Annotated in this window: 16 protein-coding genes; 7 read left to right on the top strand and 9 right to left on the bottom strand. The window is 66.4% G+C overall.

Annotated features, from left to right (window positions below; all coding sequences use genetic code 11):
• Positions 1–60: 60 nt before the first annotated feature.
• From E3T38_RS02565 to E3T38_RS02535, 7 genes are all read right to left on the bottom strand, one after another.
• Positions 61–801 (bottom strand): IclR family transcriptional regulator, encoded by a 741-nt coding sequence (locus tag E3T38_RS02565; protein WP_241984256.1) that lies wholly within the window; start codon positions 799–801, stop codon positions 61–63.
• Between the two features lie 29 nt (positions 802–830).
• Positions 831–1,658, bottom strand: coding sequence for an HpcH/HpaI aldolase/citrate lyase family protein (locus E3T38_RS02560; protein WP_134545955.1), 828 nt, complete (start codon positions 1,656–1,658; stop codon positions 831–833).
• On the bottom strand, positions 1,643–2,428 hold the full coding sequence (hpaH, locus tag E3T38_RS02555; RefSeq protein ID WP_134545953.1) for a 2-oxo-hept-4-ene-1,7-dioate hydratase: 786 nt from the start codon (positions 2,426–2,428) through the stop codon (positions 1,643–1,645). Before hpaH ends, E3T38_RS02560 begins: the two co-directional genes overlap by 16 nt.
• 11 nt (positions 2,429–2,439) lie before the next feature.
• Complete coding sequence (gene hpaD / locus E3T38_RS02550; RefSeq protein WP_134545951.1) at positions 2,440–3,516, bottom strand: 3,4-dihydroxyphenylacetate 2,3-dioxygenase; 1,077 nt, start codon at positions 3,514–3,516, stop codon at positions 2,440–2,442.
• 97 nt (positions 3,517–3,613) lie between these two features.
• Positions 3,614–5,140: a 5-carboxymethyl-2-hydroxymuconate semialdehyde dehydrogenase gene (gene hpaE / locus E3T38_RS02545; protein ID WP_134545950.1), complete on the bottom strand. Its 1,527-nt coding sequence runs from the start codon at positions 5,138–5,140 to the stop codon at positions 3,614–3,616.
• Between the two features lie 3 nt (positions 5,141–5,143).
• Positions 5,144–5,848: a GntR family transcriptional regulator gene (locus E3T38_RS02540; protein ID WP_370448975.1), complete on the bottom strand. Its 705-nt coding sequence runs from the start codon at positions 5,846–5,848 to the stop codon at positions 5,144–5,146.
• Positions 5,845–7,311 carry a fumarylacetoacetate hydrolase family protein gene (locus tag E3T38_RS02535; RefSeq protein WP_134545946.1) on the bottom strand — a complete coding sequence of 489 codons (1,467 nt, stop codon included), beginning with the start codon at positions 7,309–7,311 and terminating at the stop codon, positions 5,845–5,847. The genes E3T38_RS02540 and E3T38_RS02535 overlap by 4 nt, the downstream gene beginning before the upstream one ends.
• A 159-nt stretch (positions 7,312–7,470) precedes the next feature.
• Between E3T38_RS02535 and E3T38_RS02530 the strand changes: the two genes are divergently transcribed.
• From E3T38_RS02530 to E3T38_RS02505, 6 genes are all read left to right on the top strand, one after another.
• Positions 7,471–8,952 carry an NAD-dependent succinate-semialdehyde dehydrogenase gene (locus E3T38_RS02530; protein ID WP_134545944.1) on the top strand — a complete coding sequence of 494 codons (1,482 nt, stop codon included), beginning with the start codon at positions 7,471–7,473 and terminating at the stop codon, positions 8,950–8,952.
• A 271-nt stretch (positions 8,953–9,223) separates the two neighbouring features.
• Positions 9,224–9,778 carry an RNA polymerase sigma factor gene (locus tag E3T38_RS02525; RefSeq protein ID WP_134545942.1) on the top strand — a complete coding sequence of 185 codons (555 nt, stop codon included), beginning with the start codon at positions 9,224–9,226 and terminating at the stop codon, positions 9,776–9,778.
• 207 nt (positions 9,779–9,985) lie between these two features.
• Entirely contained in the window at positions 9,986–11,296 is a 1,311-nt protein-coding gene (locus E3T38_RS16995) for a DUF4397 domain-containing protein (RefSeq protein ID WP_241984255.1), read from the top strand.
• Positions 11,297–11,562: 266 nt separating this feature from the next.
• A complete protein-coding gene (locus E3T38_RS02515) occupies positions 11,563–12,369 on the top strand; it encodes an RNA methyltransferase (protein ID WP_134545940.1) in 807 nt (268 codons plus the stop codon).
• A 51-nt stretch (positions 12,370–12,420) separates the two neighbouring features.
• A complete protein-coding gene (locus E3T38_RS02510; protein ID WP_134545938.1) occupies positions 12,421–13,605 on the top strand; it encodes a thiolase family protein in 1,185 nt (394 codons plus the stop codon).
• Complete coding sequence (locus E3T38_RS02505) at positions 13,605–14,402, top strand: 3-hydroxyacyl-CoA dehydrogenase (protein ID WP_134545936.1); 798 nt, start codon at positions 13,605–13,607, stop codon at positions 14,400–14,402. Before E3T38_RS02510 ends, E3T38_RS02505 begins: the two co-directional genes overlap by 1 nt.
• A 490-nt stretch (positions 14,403–14,892) precedes the next feature.
• On the opposite strand, the gene E3T38_RS02500 is transcribed toward E3T38_RS02505, so the two are convergent.
• The gene (locus tag E3T38_RS02500; RefSeq protein WP_134545934.1) at positions 14,893–16,335 is read right to left on the bottom strand and encodes an XRE family transcriptional regulator; all 1,443 of its coding nucleotides are present in this window, start codon (positions 16,333–16,335) and stop codon (positions 14,893–14,895) included.
• A gap of 178 nt (positions 16,336–16,513) precedes the next feature.
• Between E3T38_RS02500 and E3T38_RS02495 the strand changes: the two genes are divergently transcribed.
• Positions 16,514–18,361: a phosphoenolpyruvate carboxykinase (GTP) gene (locus E3T38_RS02495; RefSeq protein ID WP_134545933.1), complete on the top strand. Its 1,848-nt coding sequence runs from the start codon at positions 16,514–16,516 to the stop codon at positions 18,359–18,361.
• Between the two features lie 125 nt (positions 18,362–18,486).
• On the opposite strand, the gene E3T38_RS02490 is transcribed toward E3T38_RS02495, so the two are convergent.
• Positions 18,487–20,469 carry an ABC transporter ATP-binding protein gene (locus tag E3T38_RS02490; RefSeq protein WP_134545931.1) on the bottom strand — a complete coding sequence of 661 codons (1,983 nt, stop codon included), beginning with the start codon at positions 20,467–20,469 and terminating at the stop codon, positions 18,487–18,489.
• Positions 20,470–20,487 lie beyond the last annotated feature (18 nt).

Raw genomic sequence — 20,487 nt, 5'->3', positions numbered from 1 at the left:
CATGATCGCACCTTGCACGCACGAGTGACGCGCAGTAGCGCGTGCAACGCGCAGAGCGGGTCAACTGAGCTCGGCGACGATCGTGCGCGCAGCCTCGGTGAGGGCTGCGCCGATGTCGGCGGGGGAGTGCAGGCTCGAGATATAGACGACGGCGATGGCGGCAGGCGAATCCCCGGGCACGGGCAGCGGCACGGCGATCGACGACAGGCCGGGAATGACCTCGTCGTGGCTGGAGGCATAGCCGACAGTAGCGACCTCACCGGCCTCGCTCCGGCGGGTTTCGGTGAGACCGAGCGCGGCCCACTGCGCGGCGTTCAGCGCGGACTGGATGGCGATCCCTGGTGCCCCCACGTGCAGCGGATGCCGTGTGCCGGGCCGCTGCACCACCGTCGCGTGGGGCTGGCGCGATTCGATGCTCACGAGCGTGACCACCTCGCCCTGGTCAAGCACGGCGACGAATGCGGTCATGCCGAGCTCGTGGGCAATGCGGGTGAGCACGGGCAGTGCCGCGGCCTGCAGGTCGCGGGACACCCCGCGGGCCAGGGCGGCCAGGCGGGGGCCGAGCCGCACCAGTCCGGCCGGGTCCCGTACGACGAGGCCGTGATCTTCCAGGGTGCGGAGGATACGATAGGCGATCGAACGGTGCACGTCGAGGGCGGCGGCGAGTTGGAGGATACTCATCGGTTCGTCGGATTCAGCGAGAATCTCCAGTACGCGAATACCGCGCGACAGGGTTTGCGAGTGCGCGGCGGGCGCCGAGGCGGGGCTGCCGGAGGTCTCGGCGAATTCGGGGATCGACACCCTCTCATTCTCGCATTCGGCCTGGGCGCTCAGTAACTCGTTCGTGGGACGGCATCGACGGCAGGGCCCGTGGTGCCGGGCCTGATGAACGTCGCGGCGAGCTTCTCCGAGGCCCGGGCGAGAACGGCCACGTCGGCACCGACGAGCACGAAGCGGGCGCCCGCCGCCAGGTAACGCTCGGCGGTTGCGGGTTCGAAGGCATTGACGCCGGCGGGTTTGCCGAGCGCCGACACCGTACGGATGCACTGCTCGACCGAGGCGACGACGTCGGGGTGGTCCTGCTGGCCGAGCAGGCCCATCGACGCCGCGAGGTCGGAAGGGCCGATGAACAAGCCGTCGATGCCATCGACGGCGGCGATCTGGGCGATGTTGGCCACGGCATCCGTCGTCTCGATCTGCACGAACAGTGAGATCGTGTCGTCGGCGCGGGCCAGGTAGTCGTCGATACGGTTCCACCGGGACGCCCGGGCGAGGGCGCTGCCGACGCCGCGAACGCCGAGCGGCGCGTAGCGCACCGCGGCGGCCATCTCGCGGGCCTGCTCGGCGGTGTCGATCATGGGGATCAACAGGTTCTGAGCGCCGAGGTCCAACAATTGCTTCACGATGACGCGCTCGCCAGCTGGTACGCGCACCACCGGCACGATCGGGTAGCCGTGCACGGCCTGAAGCTGGCTCAAAGTTGACTCGAGGCCGTTCGGGCTGTGTTCGGTATCGATCAACAGCCAGTCGAGACCGCTGCCGGCGCAGATTTCGGCCACCAGCGCGCTGCCGGAGCACACCCACATTCCTATCTGGGCACGTGAGGCGCCCGCGAGAACGTCGCGGAAGGTCGGCTCTGCTGCTACTCGAATCGGCATGTGATTGCTCCCAACGGTCCGTAGTCGGCGTGCACCGTGTCGCCCTGTTCCACCCACATCGGGCGGGTGAACGAGCCGGCCAAAATGATCTCGCCGGCCTCGAGCCTGGTTTCGTGCTGGGCGAGCTTGTTCGCCAGCCAGTAGACGCCGGCCGCGGGGTGGCCCAGCACGGCCGCGGCCACGCCGGATTCCTCGATGGTCTGGTTGCGGTAGAGCAGCGCCGACACCCAGCGCAGGTCGACATCGCCGACCTTCACGGGCCTGCCTCCCGTCACCATCCCGCCCATGGCCGCGTTGTCGGAGATGGTGTCGACGATGGTGCGGCCGGCCATTTCGATGCGTGAGCTGAGGATTTCCAGCGCCGGAACGACGTACTCTGTGGCATCGAGCACGTCGAACAGGGTGCAGTTCGGACCGGACAGTGACGTGCCGAGCACGAATGCGAGCTCGACTTCGATTCGCACGTTCGAGAAGCTGTCGAAACGGATGCTCGCGCCATTCTCATAGACCTCGTCAGCGAAGATCACACCGTAATCGGGTTCGGTGATGCCGGTGGCGTTCTGCATGACCTTGGAGGTCAGGCCGATCTTGTGGCCGACGAGACGGCGGCCGGCCGCGATACCGCGCTCCCTCCACAGGCTCTGCACGGCGTAGGCATCGTCGACGGTCATTTCGGGGTAGCGGGCGGTGAGGAGGGGGACCGTCGACCGGGTTCGGCCGGCCGCGACGAGTTCGTCGGTGATCTCTTCGATGACGCAGTGATCAAGCATGGGCGCTGCTCCTAGAGGGTGCTGCCGAGTTTGAAGCCGGCCAGCTCGTCGTCTTTGCGCGTGTACGAGAAGCCGTCGGCGCCGACGGTCACGGCCATTTCGCTCGACTCGGTGCGCGCGATTACCGGCTGGGGGTTACCGTCGAGGTCGAGCACGAGCGAGGCATCCGTGTACCAGCTGGGTACAACGGGGTTGCCCCACCAGTCGCGCCGCTGGTTGTCGTGCACGTTCCAGGTGACAACAGGGTTGTCGGGGTCGCCGGTGTAGTAATCCTGCGTGTAGATCTCGACGCGGTGGCCGTCGGGGTCACGCAGATACAGGTAGAACGCGTTCGAGACGCCGTGACGACCGGGTCCACGCTCGATCAGATCGCTCTTGCGCAACGCGCCGAGTTTGTCGCAGATATAGATGATGTTGTGCTTCTCGTGCGTGGCGAAGGCGATGTGGTGCATACGCGGCCCGGTGCCGCCGGTGAGGGCGGTGTCGTGCACGGTGTCCTTGCGGCGCATCCACGCCGCGTAGGTGACGCCGTCTTCGTCTTTGATGTCTTCTGTGACACGAAAGCCGAGATCTTCGAGGTATCCACGGCCGCGGCCGACGTCGGGGGTGACTTGGTTGAAGTGGTCGAGCCGCACGAGCGCGCCCGGACCCTGCAGGTCGTAGCGCCAGGCCAGTCGTTCTACGTGGGTGGTCGCATAGAAGAACTCATAGGGAAAGCCAAGCGGGTCTTCGACGCGTACGCTGTCACCGACACCCTTCACGAAGCCCTCGGTGCGGCGTTCGGTGCGGCAGCCGAGCTCCTGATAGTAGGCCTCGGCGAGGTCGACGTCTTCGGGGCTGCGCACCCGAAAGGCCATCGCGGCGACGGCGGCGATGGGCCCCTGGCGCAGTACCAGGTTGTGGTGGATGAATTCCTCGAAGCTGCGCAGGTAGATCGCGGTGTCGCTCTCCTCGGTGACGACGAGGCCGAGAATATCGACGTAGAACTCGCGCGACTTAGCCAGGTCGGTCACGACGATGTCCATGTAGGCGCAGCGGAGGATGTCGGGCGGCGTGGCAGTGGGGGTGGGGATCGAGCTGAGTGTCATGGGGTTCTCCTCGTTGAGTTGACGGATGCGTGGGGCGGAGTATCGAGACAGCCACCGTTGGTCGCATGGCTGGTGCTGACCCCACCCGGGAGCGGGGCTAGTTGCCGCCGAAGCGGGGCGGGTGCACCGGGGCGAGCGTGATGTGCACGGCCTGCGAGTCGGTGTAGAAGTCGATCGATCGGTAGCCGCCCTCGTGGCCGAGGCCGGAGGCCTTGACTCCGCCGAACGGGGTGCGGAGGTCCCGCACGTTGTGCGAGTTCAACCAGACCATCCCGGCATCGACGGACTGGGCGAAATTGTGCGCGCGACTGAGATCGCTGGTCCAGATGTAGGCCGCCAACCCGTACTTCACACCGTTGGCCAGGGCGAGGGCTTCGGCATCCGTTTCGAAGGGGGTGATGGTCACGACCGGGCCGAAGATCTCCTCCTGAAAGATGCGGGCGGTCGGGGCGACGTCGGCGAAAACCGTGGGGGAGACGTAGTTGCCCTGTGCCAACCATTCGGGAAGCCCGGCGGGGCGACCGCCGCCGGAGAGCAGACGTCCCTCGGTCTTTCCGATCTCGACGTAGCTCATGACCTTGGCGTAGTGCTCGGGGTGAACGAGCGCGCCGATCTCGGTCTTGGGGTCGTGCGGGTCTCCGACGACGATGTTCGCTGCGCGGGCCGCGTAGCGTGCGCAGAAGTCATCGTAGATGGAGCGCTCCACGAGGATGCGGCTCGACGCGGTGCACCGCTCGCCATTCAGCGAGAACACGCCGAACAGGGTCGAGTCGATCGCGGCGTCGAGGTCGGCGTCGGCGAAGACGACCGCGGGCGATTTACCGCCGAGCTCCATGGACATGCCCTTGAGGTTTGCGGCGCAGTTGCGGTAGATGGTCTGGCCCGTGGTGGTTTCGCCGGTGAAGGAGATGAGCGGCACGTCGGGATGCTTGACGAGCGCATCGCCGGCCTTCTCGCCGATGCCGTTGACCAGGTTGAACACGCCGTCGGGAACGCCCGCGGTGCGAAAGATCTCGGCCCACAGGCTCGCTGACAGCGGCGTGAATTCGGCCGGTTTCAGCACGACGGTGCAGCCGGAGGCGAGCGCGGGCGCGAGCTTCCAGCTTTCGAGCATGAATGGGGTGTTCCACGGGGTGATCAGCCCGGCGACCCCGACCGGCTTGCGGTTGACGTAGTTGATCTGCTTGCCGGGTACCTTGTAGGTGTCGTCGGCCTGCGCCACGATCAGGTCGGCGAAGAAGCGAAAGTTCTCGGCCGCCCGTTGCGCCTGGCCGAGCGCCTGCGTGATCGGCAGCCCGGTATCGAAGGTTTCCAACTCGGCGAGCCGGGCATCCTGCGCCTCGACGGCGTCGGCGATGCGGTGCAGTACCCGGGCGCGGGCGCGGGGCAGCATGCGCGGCCACGGTCCGTTGTCGAAGGCGTCCTTCGCGGCCGCGACGGCCAGATCAATGTCCGCCGGCTGGCCGGCGGCCGCGGTGGCATAGGTCTGGTTCGACACCGGGTCGAGCACGTCAAACGTTTCGCCGCCGACGCTGTCGACGAATTCTCCACCGATGAAATGACGGATGCTGGTGGGCAGGTCGGCCGGTACGTAGTGTGCGGTCTGGGCAGACGTCTGTGTCATCGGTCAGGCTCTCTTTCTCGGGGACGGGTCGGATGCCGGCTGGGGGTGGTGCGACTTCTGGTATGCGAGGAAGGCGTCCAGTGTGCCGGTGCGGTGGGCGCGCGCGGCCAACTCGAGCGTGAGTGCGTCGGCGCCCGCTTCGATCAGCTGCAGCAGGTTGTCGTGCTCCGCTACTGAGTCGCGGGCGCGGCCGGGCACGAAGCTGAAAGTGGAGTCGCGCAGCACCTTCATGCGGTTCCAGCCGCGGTGCACCAGATCGAGGATGTGCGGGTTCGGGCAGCTCTCGAACAGGATCGAGTGGAATTCGAGGTTGAGTTCGGTGAACCGGTGCGGGTTGAGGTCTTCGAGGGAGACGATCATGGCCTGGTTGACCGTGCGGGCGCGTTCGATGTCAGCGGTGGTGATGAATGGCGCCGACAGTGCCGTCGCGACGCCCTCGACGACGCTCAGCGTTTGCATCGTATAGAGATATTCGGTCTCTTCGAGCATGGCGACCTGCGCCCCGACGTTGCGCTCGAAGGTGACCAGCCCCTCCGCTTCGAGGCGACGGATCGCCTCGCGCACCGGTACGACGCTCACGCCCAGATCCTTACCGATCGCGCCGAGTACCAAACGGTAGCCCGGCGTGAAGGTTCCGTCGGAGATGCGCGCCTTGATCCAGTGGTAGGCGAGTTGGGACTTGCTCACGCCGGTGGGTGGGAGCGTCACTGGGGCAACCATTTTTGGTACCGCCCTTTCCAGGTGGCGTTCATCGGGTACAGCCCGTCGACGCCCTCGCCCGCGGCAACCATCTCGGCGATGAAGGTCTCCTCACGCTCCTGTTCGATCGCGTCGGTGACGACCTCCTCGATCACGTGCGGCGGAATCACCAGGACGCCGTCGGCGTCTCCCACGATCACATCGCCGGGTTGCACGGCTGCACCACCGCAGGTGATGGTGAGGTCCGTGTCCCACGGCACGTGACGACGGCCGAGAACGGCCGGATGCGCGTTGGCGAAGTAAGTGGGCATCTCGAGGGCGGCCACGGCGGTCACGTCGCGCACCCCGCCATCCGTCACCAGACCGGCTGCGCCGTTGACCTGCGCGCGAAGGGCGAGGATGTCCCCGACCGTGCCGGTGCCGGTCTCGCCGCGAGCCTCGATCACGAGCACATCATCGGGGCGGAGCGAATCGAAGGCGCGCTTTTGCGCGTTGTAGCCGCCGCCGTGGGCGATGAAGAGGTCCTCCCGGTTGGGAATGAATCGCAGGGTTCGGGCGAGCCCCACCAGACGTTGGGTGGGACGAGTGGACTGGAGTCCGTCGATCGAGACGTTGTTCAGGCCGCGTTTGCGCAGTTGAGAGCTGAGCGTGGCCGTTCCGACCGAGTTGATCTTCGCTTTGAGTTCGTTGGTTAGAACGCTGGCTGAGCTGGCCGAAGCTGTCAGCCCGGCCGCTTGAACTGAACCCCACGCCTCAGCCCGCTGCAGATCGTCGATCTTCGGGCTGGCGCCGTACTCGGCCATCGCGACCGTACCGGCGATGACCGGGGTGACCAGTCGCCCGCTGCTCGGCGCGCCCGGCGCAGTCGGGGCATCCACTTCGACCTCGACCACGTCGCCGGGCTGCACCACGGAGGACCCAGCGGGGGTTCCGGTGAGAATCACGTCGCCCGGCTCGAGCGTCATCAGCTGGGAGAGATCGGCGACCAGACGGCCGAACGGGAAGACCACGTGCGCAGTGGTGTCTTCCTGCACCAACTCGCCGTTGACCCAGGTGCGCACCCGCAGGGCATCGGGTTCAACGCCTCTGGCGTTGATCACGTTCGGGCCGAGAGGGGTGAAGCCGTCTCCGCCCTTGGACTTCAGATTCGACCCCTTGTCGGCGTAGCGCAAATCGTAGACGCCGAAGTCGTTTGCGGCGGTGACGCCAGAGACGGCCGCCCAGCCCTGTTCCGGGCTCACTCGACGGACCCTGTGGCCAATGATCAGGGCGATCTCGCCCTCGAAGGCGAGCAGTTCGGTGCCGGTCGGGCGTTCAATCGGGGTGCCGGACGCGCTCACCGAGGTGCCGGGCTTCAGAAAGTAGGAGGGCTGCTCCGGGACGCGGCCGCGCTGGGCAATGCGCGAGGGATAGTTGAGGTGCAGGGCGATCACCTTGCCGGGGGTGCCGGTGAATGATGTGGGCTTCTGCATCGAACGGCCTCTCGCAGCGCTGCGTGTGTATTTGAAATAATATACGATCACGCGAAAGGCGCAACCCCGCAGAAACACGAGCGCCCAGCGACCCTGTCGGTGGACGCCGTTAGGCTACTAGCGTCAGATCGACGGGCAGACACAAGCATGGGAGATGCAATGACAGTTGTTACCGACGCGCCAACGAACGAATCTGAGCTGCTCACTCGAGTGCCGGGCCAGCTCTACATCAACGGGCAGTGGGTCGCTGCAACCGGCGGGCGCACCCTCGATGTCACCGACCCGGCCACCGGTCGTGTCATCAAAACCATCGCTGACGCGAGTGTGGCCGATGGCGCCGCCGCCCTCGACGCCGCCGACGCCGCCCAGGCCGGCTGGGCCGCGACTCCCGCCCGCGTGAGGGGTGAAATTCTGCGCCGCGCCTTCGACCTGCTGCAGGAACGCAAACACGAGTTCGCGCTGCTCATGACCATCGAAATGGGCAAACCACTGCCCGAGGCACTCGGCGAGGTCGCCTACGGCGGCGAGTTTTTGCGCTGGTTCAGCGAAGAAGCCGTGCGCATCAGTGGCCGTTACGGCGCCAACCCCGAGGGCACCGGGCGCATGATCGTCACCCAACACCCGGTCGGTCCCTGCTTCTTGATCACCCCATGGAACTTTCCACTGGCCATGGCGACGCGCAAGATCGCCCCGGCACTCGCCGCCGGCTGCACCGTTGTCGTCAAGCCGGCCGCGCTCACTCCGCTGACCACCCTGCACTTCGTGGCTCTGCTCGAAGAGGTCGGCCTGCCCGCCGGGGTCGTCAACGTCATCACGACATCACAGTCCGGCGCGGTCTCCGAGCCGATCATCACCGACCCGCGCCTCCGCAAGCTCAGTTTCACCGGGTCGACCGCGGTCGGCAAATCCCTCATCAAGCTGTCCGCCGAGAACGTGCTGCGCACCTCGATGGAACTCGGTGGCAACGCCCCCTTCGTCGTCTTCGCCGATGCCGACCTCGATCAGGCCGTTGATGGTGCCATCATCGCAAAGTTCCGCAACATCGGCCAGGCCTGCACTGCAGCCAACCGCTTCATCGTGCACGAGTCCGTCGCCGCCGAATTCACCCGCCGGATCACCGAAAAAGTCGCGGCGTTCCAGATCGGGCGTGGTACCGAGACCGGCATCACCATCGGCCCGCTCATCGACGGCAAAGCCGTCGCCAAGGCAGATTCGCTCGTGCAGGACGCCCTCACCCGCGGTGCGACCCTGATCACCGGCGGCGCTGCAATCGAGCGCGAGGGCTCCTTCTACGCGCCCACCGTACTCACCGATATCCAGCCGGGCAGCGACATTCTGCGCGACGAAATCTTCGGTCCGGTGCTCGCGATCAGCACCTTCACCGACGAAGCGGATGCTGTACGCCTCGCCAACGACACCGAGTTCGGCCTGATCAGCTACGTATACACGACCGACCTCGCCCGCGGCCAGCGCATGATCGACACGTTGCAGACCGGCATGATGGGCCTGAACACCGGCGTCGTCTCGAATGCGGCTGCACCGTTCGGCGGCGTGAAGCAGTCCGGCCTGGGGCGTGAGGGAGGGCTCGAGGGTATCCAGGAATACCTATCGACGAAGTACACGCTCACGCCTGTTCCCTGACATGCTGTTCTTCGGCGGCCGGTCAATCTGCGGCAGGGTGCATCCGTCTTGCTCTCAATGAGAGAACTTAGGGAGTAACTAGTTCCCACCCCGGGAGGGTCACAGTACGCGGCGTCGGGCATGCTGCTGTGGCCCTCTTTGTGCGGCTGCGAAGCCCCGCCCGAAATGAAGAAAACTCACTAAGCTGGTGCGCGCGAGTGTTGATGCCCGAAGGGTTCGCGTCTCGCGCCCCTGTCCAGTTTGCGTTTTGACCCCAAGGACCCACCCCGACGTGAGTGCACCCACCGACGATGACGAGGCCGTGGCCCGCGCGTTTTGCGGCGGCGACGAGCGCGCGTTGGCCGCAGCATACGCACGCTGGTCACCGCTGGTGTTCACGGTCGCCGTACGCTCGCTCGCCAATGCGACCGATGCCGAAGACGTCACCCAGAAGGTGTTCATCGCGGCCTGGCGCGGGCGCGTGGGGTTCGACCCGGCCCGCTCCCGGCTGCCGGCCTGGCTGATCGGCATCGCCCGGCACATGATCGCGGATGCCCACGAGGTGCGCAGGCGACAGCGTCGGCTCGAGGAATGCCTCGCCGCGACCATCCCATCACACCATTCCGATGACAGTGTCAGCGTCGTCAACCGGGTGCTGGTCGGCGACGAAATCAACCGCCTGGAGCCTGTGCCCCGCCAGGTAGTGCGGCTGGCCTTCTTCGACGATCTCACCCAGGTGCAGATCGCCAGGATCCTCGGGCTGCCGCTCGGCACGGTCAAGAGCCATATGCGCCGCAGCCTGACGCGCTTGCGCACCCGGCTGGAGGTGTCCGATGACTCCTATTGATGCCAGGCATATAGCTGCGGACGACCTGCACCTCATGGCTCTCGCCGAACTCGATACGCGCGCGGCGGACCGCGCGTACCTCGCGGTGAACTGCACTTGCTCTAGCGTCGAAAAACTGTCTGACGGTGCATCCAAAACTCGGCGGGGCAGGGAAGTTGTTACAAGGGAGGCGAAGCCGCCTGCCGTAACGACCCAATGGAGGTAGCAATGCGCAAGTCCATCGCCGTCGGAATATCCGCCGGCCTCCTCGTCGCCCTCGCCGGGTTCGCGCCGGCGCAGGCGGCCGTGCCCGCGGCATCCGCGGCACCGGGCACCGCCTCGGTGTCGGTGCTACACGCCATTCCCGGGCTGATCCTCGACATTTCGGTGGATGGCCGTGTCGTTGTCGACGACTTCACGCCGGGAACACTGCTCGGCCCGCTGAAGCTTGCAGCCGGCACGCACACCGTCAAGATTTCCGCCATGGATCCCCTCGTGCTCGGCGGCAGTGCCAACGGCAAGCCGACGGTCGACATCGCACTCAGCGGTTCGACCACCGTGACCCTGACGGCTGGCCGCAGCTTCACGGCCGTCGCCCACCTCGGCGACACCGGTATTCCCACCGCCACCCTGTTCAACGACGACACCACGCCGCTGGCTGCCGGGCAGGGCCGTCTCACGGTGCGCCACGTTGCGGCCGCTCCCGCCGTCGACGTGCTCGCGAACGGTGCGGTGGCCGTCGCAGGCTTGACCAACCCGTCGCAGGCCATGCTCGACCTGCCGGTCGGCACGATCAGTGCTGTCGTCGCCGCCGCCGGAACCACGGCGCCGCTGCTCGGCCCGGCCGATGTCACGATCGCCCCGCGTACCAACACCATCGTGTACGCCTGGGGTAGCCTCGCCAAGGGAACCCTCGCCCTGTTCGTACAGACGGTACGCACTCGGGCCGCCACGCCGGCATCCGTTTCGGTGCTGCACGCGATCCCCGGCGTCGTGGTTGACGTATATGTCGACAACAAGCTGGTCATCGACAACTTCGAACCCGGCGCCCTCACGAAGACGTTCCGTATTGCGGCCGGCAGCTACACCCTCGCCATCACCGCAGCGGATGCCGCCGACGCGAGTGCCCCTGTGATCGGTCCGGTCGACCTTACGGTCGCATCCGGCCTGAACTACACGGCCGTAGCCCACCTCAGTGAGACCGGGGTTCCGACCGCCGCCTTGTTCACGAACGATACTTCCGCGCCCGGCGACGGCCAGGGCCGCCTGACCGTGCGTCACGTTGCTGCCGCCCCCGCCGTCGACGTGCTCGCCAACGGAGCCCCGGCCATTTCCGGCCTGACCAACCCGAACGAGTCCGTGCTCGTGCTACCGGTCGGTACTATTTCAGCAGCGGTTGCCGCTGCCGGAACCACCGAGGCCCTCATCGGTCCCGCCGACGTCGACATCGCCTCGAGCACGAACACCATCGTGTATGCCTGGGGCAGCCTGGCCGACGGCACGCTCGCCCTGGCCGTGCAGACGGTGTCCACCAAGTAGATCCAGCCCGGCTCAGGGCATAACTCCTGCAATTTGATTCGTGTTCCTGTGTGTGCCGGAGAATTCCGGGGCCCGCACGCAGGCCGTCTTGAAACTGCAGGAGTTATGCCGTCGAGGCAGCCGAGCGGGTCGAGCGGGTCGAGCGGGTCGAGCGGATCGAGCGGGTCGAGCGGGCCGAGCGGGCCGAGCGGGTCGAGCGGATCGAGCGGATCGAGCGGGTCGAGCGGGCCGAGGGGGCCGCTCGGGCCGCTCGTTAGACTTTGCGGATGCCCCTGATCGCTATCGATGACCTGAGCGACCCACGACTGGTCGACTACGCCCACCTCACCGACGTGGCCTTGAAGAAAGCCCGCGGCACCGAACACGGGCTGTACATCGCCGAGTCGGCCCTCGTGCTCGAGCGGGCCCTGCGCGCGGGGCATGCTCCGCGATCGGTGCTCGCCCTCGGCAATACGGCCGACGAGGCACTCGCGGTGCTCGGCGACTACGCAGCCGAAATTCCGGTGTTCGTCGGTCCTGGCGACCTGCTCGCCGATCTCACCGGGTATATTCTGCATCGCGGTGTGATCGCAGCGATGAACCGGCCAGAGCTGCCGGACGCCGATGCCCTGCTGGCCGGTGCGCGCCGCATCGTCATCCTCGAAAACGTGTCTGACCCGACCAACGTCGGCGCCATCTTTCGCTCGGCCGGCGCCATCGGGGCGGATGCGATTCTGGTCACGCCCCGCTGCTCCGACCCGTTCTACCGCCGGGCCATTCGCGTGTCCATGGGTACCGTGCTGCAGGTGCCGTGGACCCGGGTCGGCGACTGGATGGAGACCCGCGCCCTGCTCACCCGGCACGGGTTTCACGTGGCCGCCCTCGCCCTCACCCCCGACGCGGTCAGCCTGCGCGATTTCGATGGCACCGGGCATGAGCACCTGGCCCTGCTGCTCGGCGCCGAGGGAGAGGGGCTCACGCCCGAGGCGCTCGCCGCATCGGACAGCGTCGTGCAGATTCCGATGAAGCACGGCATCGACTCGCTCAACGTGGCCGCGGCAAGTGCCGTCGCGATGTGGGCACTGTCCCAGTAGCCGGACATTGTCTGCCCGCTGTTGTCGCCCCGGCGGGCCTAGGCTGGGGTCATGAGCAATGAAGCTGTCATCGTGGACGTTCTGCGCACCCCGTCGGGCCGGGGCAAACCCGGGGGAGCTCTCGATGGCATTCATCCGGCCGACCTTCTGGCTACCGTGCTGCGCGAACTGGTCAGCCGCAACGACCTCGACCCGGCCCTGGTTGACGACGTGATCGGCGGCTGCGTCAGCCAGGTCGGCGAGCAGAGCAACAACGTCACCCGCACCGCTCTACTGAGCGCCGGGTTTCCCGACACCGTTCCCGGCACCACGATCGACCGGCAGTGCGGGTCCAGCCAGCAAGCTACCGCCTTCGCCGCCCAGGCCGTCATGAGCGGCAGCGCTGACGTCGTCATCGCGTGCGGCGTCGAGTCGATGAGTCGCGTTCCGCTCGGGTCATCGGCCGGCTCTCAAGACCCATACGGCACTCTCATGCATGAGCGCTATCCCGACGAACTGGTGAACCAGGGCGTCTCCGCCGAGCTCATCAATCAAAAATGGAACCTCGGCCGCGACGCCCTCGACAACTACGCGGCCCGCTCCCACCGGCGCGCAGCAGCGACGGCCGAACGGGGAGATTTCTCCGGCGAAATCGTGACCGTCACCCGGCCGGACGGCAGCGTGGTCAGCGAGGACGAGACAATTCGCGCCGGCACGTCGCACGCCTCGCTGGTGGGCCTGCTGCCCGCCTTTCGTACCGATGCCCTCGCGGCCCGGTTTCCGAAGCTTGGCTGGCATGTCACGGCCGGCAACTCCTCGCCGCTGACCGACGGCGCCTCGGCGACCCTGATCATGAGCGCCAAGCGGGCTGACCAGCTCGGCCTCAACGCCCGCGCTCGCTTTCACAGTTTCACCGTGGTGGGAAGTGACCCGCTGCTCATGCTGACCGGCGTGATTCCGGCGACCCAGCGCATCCTCTCGCGGGCCGGCCTGAGTATCGACGACATCGACGCTTATGAGATCAACGAGGCCTTCGCGAGCGTGCCGCTGGCGTGGCTGCACGAGCTTCACGCCGACCCCGATTGCCTCAACCCGCGTGGCGGCGCCATCGCCCTGGGCCACGCGCTCGGTTCCTCGGGTACCCGCCTGCTGGGGACCCTGCTCAATCACCTCGAAATGACCGGTGGTCGATGGGGTCTGCAGGCCATGTGCGAGGGCGGCGGCATGGCCAACGCCACCCTGATCGAGAGGCTCTGATGCACGCCGTCAATGTGCTCAATAGCGGATGCTCCGCCCTCATCACCGGAGGCGCCTCCGGCCTCGGCCTGGCCTGTGTTCGCACCCTGCACGAAGCCGGGGCATCCGTGGTGTTGCTGGATCTGCCCGGTGCCCCCGGCGAGGAGATCGCCGCCTCCCTTGGCGACCGGGCCCGCTTCGTCGCCGGCGATGTGACGAGCGCCGGCGATGTGCAGACCGCCGTCGACGTCGCGGTGGCCCAGGCTCCGCTGCGCATCGTGGTCAATTGCGCCGGCATCGCGCCGGGTGCTCGCACGGTCGGACGCGATGGGCCGCTGCCGCTCGAAGACTTCGAACGCGCCATTCGCATCAACCTCGTGGGTACGTTCAACGTCGTGCGACTGGCCGCCGCGGCAATGCAGCGCACCGAACCCGTCGGTGACGCGGACCGCCAAGGGGGCGCCGAACGCGGCGTTATCGTCAACACGGCATCGGTCGCCGCGTTTGACGGGCAGATCGGGCAGGCGGCCTACGCTGCCTCCAAGGGTGGCGTCGCCGCGATGACCCTTCCTTTGGCCCGCGAATTCGCGCAAAGCCTGATTCGGGTTATGTCGATTGCGCCCGGAATCTTCGACACTCCCATGCTGCAGGGGCTGCCGCAGCCGGTGCGGGACTCCCTGGGCGCCCAGGTGCCGCACCCGTCCCGACTCGGCGACCCCGACGAATTTGCATTCCTGGTGCGGCATATCATCGAAAATCCCATGCTCAACGGAGAAACCATCCGTCTCGACGGGGCGATTCGCATGCAGCCGAAGTAGTCATTGGCGGCCTGGCCGCCCTCGCCCATCGGCCTGCTGGTTTTCGGCGTTTCGCTCGTGCACAAAGAGTGGGGATTCGGCGTATCTGATTGTCGGAATCGTCCTCGTTCTGCTAGCCATGTTCGCCTTGTGCCGCAATCGGCGTCTGCCGGCTGACGCCTGATCAGGCCGTCCCGGAGCGGCTCGGCATCCGCTTTGAAAATTCTGGTGGCCCGCACGTTCCCGGGGTACTTGCTGAAAGTGACTTCGGGCAGAAAGACGATTCGGACACTGGCCTCGGTAGCCAGGCGGATGCCCTCGGCCAACTCAGCCTGCAAGCGTCGCCTCGTCGGCGTGCCAGCGATGCTGCACGAGGCCGACGCGCAATGGGAGGCGCTCGGACGCCTCCACGCGCGTGGGCGAGGATGGGCACGACGGGCCGCAATCAGACGCATGCTGTTCCCCAGCGATTCTGAGCGATCAACTACCGGCTTCAAACTATAGGATGCCGCTACTCCGCCGCGTGTGCCTCGAGGAACGCGTACACCTCGGAATCGTCAACGCCTGGAAAAGTTCCGGACGGCAACGGCGACAACACGTGCGCGTGCAGCCGGGCGCTCGGCCAGGCCCGCCCAGCCCAGCGGGCGGCGGCATCCGAATCGGGCCGACGGCAGCATGACTCGTCTGGGCAGCGCGATACCGTGCGCTGCGTGGTCTCCCGCCCGCGAAACCACTTGGCCTGCGCAAACGGAACGCCGACGCTGATCGAGAACTCGCCGGCATCCGTTGACCCGGTCTGCGTCGCCGACCAGTACGTGCCGGCCGGGGTGTCGGTGTACTGGTAGTACTCGGTGGTGCGGTTGGTGTGGGTGAAGGCGCTGCGGGCGCTCCACTGCTTGCAGACGTACTGCCCTTCGATCGACCCGGTGACGTCAACCGGAAACGGCAGGTCGTCGTTCTCGTACCCCTTCTGCAGGGCGCCGTCGCCGTTGACTCGCAGAAAATGCAGCGTCATATCGAGGTGGGACGTGGCGAGGTTGGTCAATCGCAACGCCGCCGCCTCATGGGTCACGCCGAAGGCGTCGCGAAAGTCTTCCACGGCCAACTCCCGCTCCTGCTTGGCATGTGCAAGAAAAGCAACGGACGCTTCGCGCGGCATCAAACACGCCGCCGCGAAGTAGTTGATCTCGAGTCGCTGCCAGAGGAACTCGGCGTAGCTGACGGGCCGTTCGTGCCCGAGCAGCCGGTGGCCCATCGCCTGCAGTGCCATCGAACGCAGGCCGTGCCCGCCGGGAATCGAGGCCGGCGGCAGGTAGATGCGACCGTTGGCGAGGTCGGTGACCGAACGGGTGGAGCCCGGCAGGTCATTGACATAGATCAGGCTGAAGCCGAGCTGATCGGCCATGACACTGACCTCGCGGTGGGTGAGGGCGCCCGAGGTATGCCCGCTGGCGCGCACCCGCTCCTCCACGAGCTCCTCGATCTCGGGCATGTAGTTGCCCTGCTCGCGCATCCGTTCGCGCAATTCGGTGTTCGCGCGGCGCGCCTCCTCCGGCGTCGCGATGGCTTCGCTGGCCCGGCGCGACAGCTCGCGGTGCAGGCCGAGAAGCGACTCGATGGCCGGCAGCGGCATCCCCTTCGTGACTTTGACCATTGGCAGTCCCAGCGCCTTATAGAGCGGATTCTTCTGGGCCCGATCCAGTTCGATCTCCAGCGCCGCACGGTTGTTGGGTGCTTCCCGGCGCAGCAGCTCGGCCAGATCGACCGACAACGCGGTAGCGAGGTCCTGCAGGGTCGACAGTTTCGGTTCGCGGCGGCCATTCTCGATCAGGGACAGCTGGCTGCCAGCGAGGCGGACCCGCTCACCGAGTTGGTCGAGGGTCAGACCGCGCTCGCCGCGAAAATGGCGGATGCGATGGCCGAGGGTGATCAGATCGGAACCTTGAGGCGACATTCCTTAACGATATCTAAAGAATGACGATTCTTAACTGGCAATATCGCGGTTTCTCATCTGGAGGGGGGCCACTCTGAAGATGTGGCCAAAATTCTGGCCGGACGCAACGTCATGCACGCAACGCAGCCCGGCGTTCCACAACTTTGTACCTACCCGAGCAGTACAGAAAGGCCAGACGATGACCCTCACCCATTCCCGCCAGAGCACTGGGGACGCCAACCCGAGTCGCACGGGTAGCACTGACCCCAACCTGCAAGCCTGGGTCGACGAGATTGCACGCCTGACCGAACCCGACGCGATCGTCTGGTGCGACGGCTCCAAGCGCGAGGCCAATGACCTGTCCAAACTGCTCGTCGCCTCCGGCCAACTCATCCGGCTGAACCCGGAATGGCGCCCCAACAGCTTTCTTGCTCGCACCAATCCGAAGGACGTCGCCCGCGTCGAGAACCGCACCTTCATCTGCTCCAACGATGAAGCGGATGCCGGCCCCACCAACAACTGGGCCGAACCGTCCGCCATGCGCGCCGAACTGCGCGGTGTCTTCGCCGGCTGCATGCGCGGTCGCACCATGTACATCGTGCCGTTCTCGATGGGTCCGCTCGGCGGGCCGATCTCGCAGCTCGGCGTCGAGATCACCGACTCTCCCTACGTCGTCCTCAACATGGGCATCATGACGCGCATGGGTGAGACCGTGCTGACCATGATCGAAGCCGGCGAACCGTGGGTGCACACCGTACACAGCGTCGGCTACCCGCTCATCGACCAGTCGGGCATCACTCGCCCCGAGGTGGAGTGGCCCTGCAACGACGACAAGTACATCGTGCAGTTTCCTGACACCCGGGAGGTCTGGTCCTACGGTTCCGGCTACGGTGGAAACGCACTGCTGTCGAAGAAGTCTTTTGCTCTGCGCATCGCGTCGGTCATGGGCCGAGACGAGGGCTGGCTCGCCGAGCACATGCTGCTCATCAAGCTGATCTCGCCCGAGGGCGGCGTGTTCCACATGGCGGCCGCGTTCCCATCGGCCTGCGGCAAGACGAACCTGTCGATGCTCCGCCCGACCATCCCCGGTTGGACGGTCGAGACCATCGGCGACGACATCGCCTGGCTGCGCCAGGGCGAAGACGGTCGCCTGTGGGCGATCAATCCAGAGGCCGGCTTCTTCGGTGTCGCCCCCGGCACCGGTGAAACCACCAACCCGACCGCCGTCTCCACCATGTGGGGCAACACCATCTTCACCAACGTCGCACTGCGCGACGATGGCGACGTCTGGTGGGAAGGCCTCACCGACAAGGCTCCCGACCACCTGATCGACTGGCAGGGCAAGGACTGGACGCCCGACTCCGGCCGCACAGCCGCCCACCCGAATTCGCGCTTCACCGTTGCGGCCGCCCAGTGCCCATCGATCGCCGACGATTGGGAAGCCGCCGGTGGCGTACCGATCGACGCCATCGTGTTCGGTGGCCGCCGGGCGACCAACGTTCCGCTGGTTGCGCAGGCGCGCAGCTGGAAACACGGCGTGTTTATGGGAGCCACCATTTCGTCTGAGAAGACCGCAGCCGCTGACGGCATCGTGGGCGAGCTGCGCCGCGACCCGTTCGCCATGCTCCCGTTCTGTGGCTACAACATGGCCGACTACTGGGGCCACTGGCTCAAGGTCGGCAAGGAACTCGGCACCAACGCCCCGGCGATCTTCCAGGTCAACTGGTTCCGTAAGGGCCCGGACGGCGCTTTCATCTGGCCCGGTTTCGGCGAGAACTCGCGGGTACTCGAATGGATGATTCGCCGCATCCAGGGCAGCGCCGACGCCATCGATACCCCGATCGGCCTGCTTCCGGCCGAGGACGGCCTGAATCTCGACGGTCTCGACCTGTCGAAGGAAGCCGTCGACCAATTGTTCGCGATCGACCAGAACAGCTGGCTCGCCGAGTGTGACCTCACCGAGGAATACTTCGACAAGTTCGGTGACAAGGTCCCGCCGGCGCTCCGGGCCGAGCTCGCGAGCGTGCGGTACCACCTGAAGGACTAGTTTCTGCAGCAGCAACGGCCCTGTCGTCTCACGCGACAGGGCTGTTTGCATGCTTTCAGTCCGCCTCGGGTGGCTGAGACGAGCCGATACCGGTTTGAGGTACCCGGCCGGCCCGGCGCAGCTGGCTAGACCAGAAGTTGGTGCTTGGCGAGATCCCGGTACAGGGGCGTCGAAACGACGAGTTCGGAGTGCGTGCCGACGCCGACGACCTGGCCATGGTCGAGCACCACGATCTGGTCGCTGTCGACAACGGTCGACAAACGGTGCGCGATGACGATGAGCGTGCGGTCGGCCGCAACGGCATCGATGGCTTCGCGCATCATCTGCTCGTTTTTGCCGTCGAGGCTCGACGTCGACTCGTCGAGCAGCAGAATCGGTGGCGCCGCGAGCAATGCCCGGGCGATGGCGAGTCGCTGGCGCTCGCCACCGGAGAGCTTGACTCCCGATTCCCCGACCGCGGCGCCGAGCCCTGCCCGGTCGCGCTCGAGCACCTCGCCGAGATTGACGGCATGAAGCACGGCGATGCACTCGTCATCGGTGGCGTCGGGAGTTGCCAAAGTGAGGTTGTCCCGCAGCGATCCGGCGAGTACCGGGGCGTCCTGTTCCACATAGCCGATCTGGGCGCGTAGCGCGGTGCGGTCCAGCGAGCGGATGTCCAGCCCGCCGAGTCGCACGGTGCCATCCGTGACGTCGTAGAACCGCTCGATCAGGGCGAGAATCGTGCTCTTGCCGGCGCCGCTGGGCCCGACGAGTGCCGTGCGCAGGCCGCGCGGTGCGTTGAACGAGACTCCCGTGAGCACGGGACGGGGTTTTGTGGAGGCGGGAGCATCGGTCGGGGACGCCGGGACTGCGTCATCGGGGGCAACGGCAGGGCCAACCAGACCGGCGGCATCCGTGGCATCTGTGGCCTCGGTGCTGCCCGGGTCGGACTCAACCGGTGCGACCGAGTAGCCGAAGTGCACATTCTCGAAGCTGATTGCAGCGGCCTCGGGGCGTACCTTTTCGTTCGCGGCACCAACGGTCATGGCGAGCGGGGCGATGTCGCGATCAAACTGGTCCTCAGCGGGTAGATCGATGATTTCCTGGATGCGGCCCAGCGCGCCGAGCGCGGAATTGACCGAGGTGATCGCGCCGAAGAACTGCCCGAGCGGCATGATCATCATGAAGAGAAAGAGAATGAACGCGACCAGATCGGCAATGGTGATGGCGTCGCTGGCGACGCGAAAACCGCCGACGCCGAGCACGACGAGGAACGACACCTGCAGGGCAATCCCGGCGATCGGTACGACGAGGGCGCTGATCTTGGCGACCTTGATACCCATGCGCCAGGCACCGCGGGCGTCCTCGTCGATCACGGCGACTTCACGTTCGGTTGCATTGGCGGCACGAACGGTGCGGATGGCGCTGATCGCCCGTTCGACGCTGGCCGCAAGGTCACCGACCTTGACCTGGGCTGCCGTGCTCGCAGTGCGGATGCGACGCGACAGCAGGATGACGGTGACCACCGATACCGCGATGACGAGCACGGTCAGTCCGAGCAGCACCGGGTCGATGATGAGCATTGCCACGAGAGCGCCGATGAAAGTAAGTGATCCGCCGATGGCTTCGACCAGGCCCTGGGTGAGCACCGCGCGCAGCAGGGTGGTGTCGCTGCCGACGCGGGAGACGAGGTCTCCGGTACGACGCGCGTCGAACTCGCTGATCGGCAGGCGCAGCAGACGCCCGACCAGTTTGCGGCGGCTCGAAAGCACAACCCCCTCACCGGTGCGCTGCAACAGGTAGTGCTGGTAGCCGCTGATCAGGCCCGAAATGACCACGAGGGCGATCAATAGGCCGACGAGGGATCCGAGTGGATCGTTAGCCTGCACGATCGTGATGACCTGGCTGACGAGCAGAGGCTGGGCCAGGCTCGCGGCAGCGCCGAGCACGCTCAGTACGATGACGACGCTGAGCACCTTTTTGTGCTCGAACAGGTAGGGCAGCAACTGGCTGAACGTCGCCCTCGGCCCGCTGGGGGCGGGGCGGCCACGACGGCCGCGCGGCGGCTTCGCTGCGGTTGGCGAAGCGGGGGCAGCGGAGGTTTCGGGCGCACGGCTAGCGGTAGTCACTCGTAAATCTTAACCGTC

Origin of the sequence: Cryobacterium sp. Hb1 (assembly GCF_004403585.1) — a bacterium.
Taxonomy (GTDB): Bacteria; Actinomycetota; Actinomycetes; order Actinomycetales; family Microbacteriaceae; genus Cryobacterium; species Cryobacterium lyxosi.
Note: the sequence above shows the minus strand (reverse complement) of the source record. Positions and strands in the feature narration are given on the sequence as shown.

Bases quoted from the DNA above. Each gene is read 5' to 3' on its own strand.
- E3T38_RS02560 (WP_134545955.1), bottom strand. From the start codon at position 1,658: ATGCCGATTCGAGTAGCAGCAGAGCCGACCTTCCGCGACGTTCTCGCG.
- hpaH (WP_134545953.1), bottom strand. From the start codon at position 2,428: ATGCTTGATCACTGCGTCATCGAAGAGATCACCGACGAACTCGTCGCG.
- hpaD (WP_134545951.1), bottom strand. From the start codon at position 3,516: ATGACACTCAGCTCGATCCCCACCCCCACTGCCACGCCGCCCGACATC.
- hpaE (WP_134545950.1), bottom strand. From the start codon at position 5,140: ATGACACAGACGTCTGCCCAGACCGCACACTACGTACCGGCCGACCTG.
- E3T38_RS02535 (WP_134545946.1), bottom strand. From the start codon at position 7,311: ATGCAGAAGCCCACATCATTCACCGGCACCCCCGGCAAGGTGATCGCC.
- E3T38_RS02530 (WP_134545944.1), top strand. From the start codon at position 7,471: ATGACAGTTGTTACCGACGCGCCAACGAACGAATCTGAGCTGCTCACT.
- E3T38_RS16995 (WP_241984255.1), top strand. From the start codon at position 9,986: ATGCGCAAGTCCATCGCCGTCGGAATATCCGCCGGCCTCCTCGTCGCC.
- E3T38_RS02515 (WP_134545940.1), top strand. From the start codon at position 11,563: ATGCCCCTGATCGCTATCGATGACCTGAGCGACCCACGACTGGTCGAC.
- E3T38_RS02510 (WP_134545938.1), top strand. From the start codon at position 12,421: ATGAGCAATGAAGCTGTCATCGTGGACGTTCTGCGCACCCCGTCGGGC.
- E3T38_RS02505 (WP_134545936.1), top strand. From the start codon at position 13,605: ATGCACGCCGTCAATGTGCTCAATAGCGGATGCTCCGCCCTCATCACC.
- E3T38_RS02500 (WP_134545934.1), bottom strand. From the start codon at position 16,335: ATGTCGCCTCAAGGTTCCGATCTGATCACCCTCGGCCATCGCATCCGC.
- E3T38_RS02495 (WP_134545933.1), top strand. From the start codon at position 16,514: ATGACCCTCACCCATTCCCGCCAGAGCACTGGGGACGCCAACCCGAGT.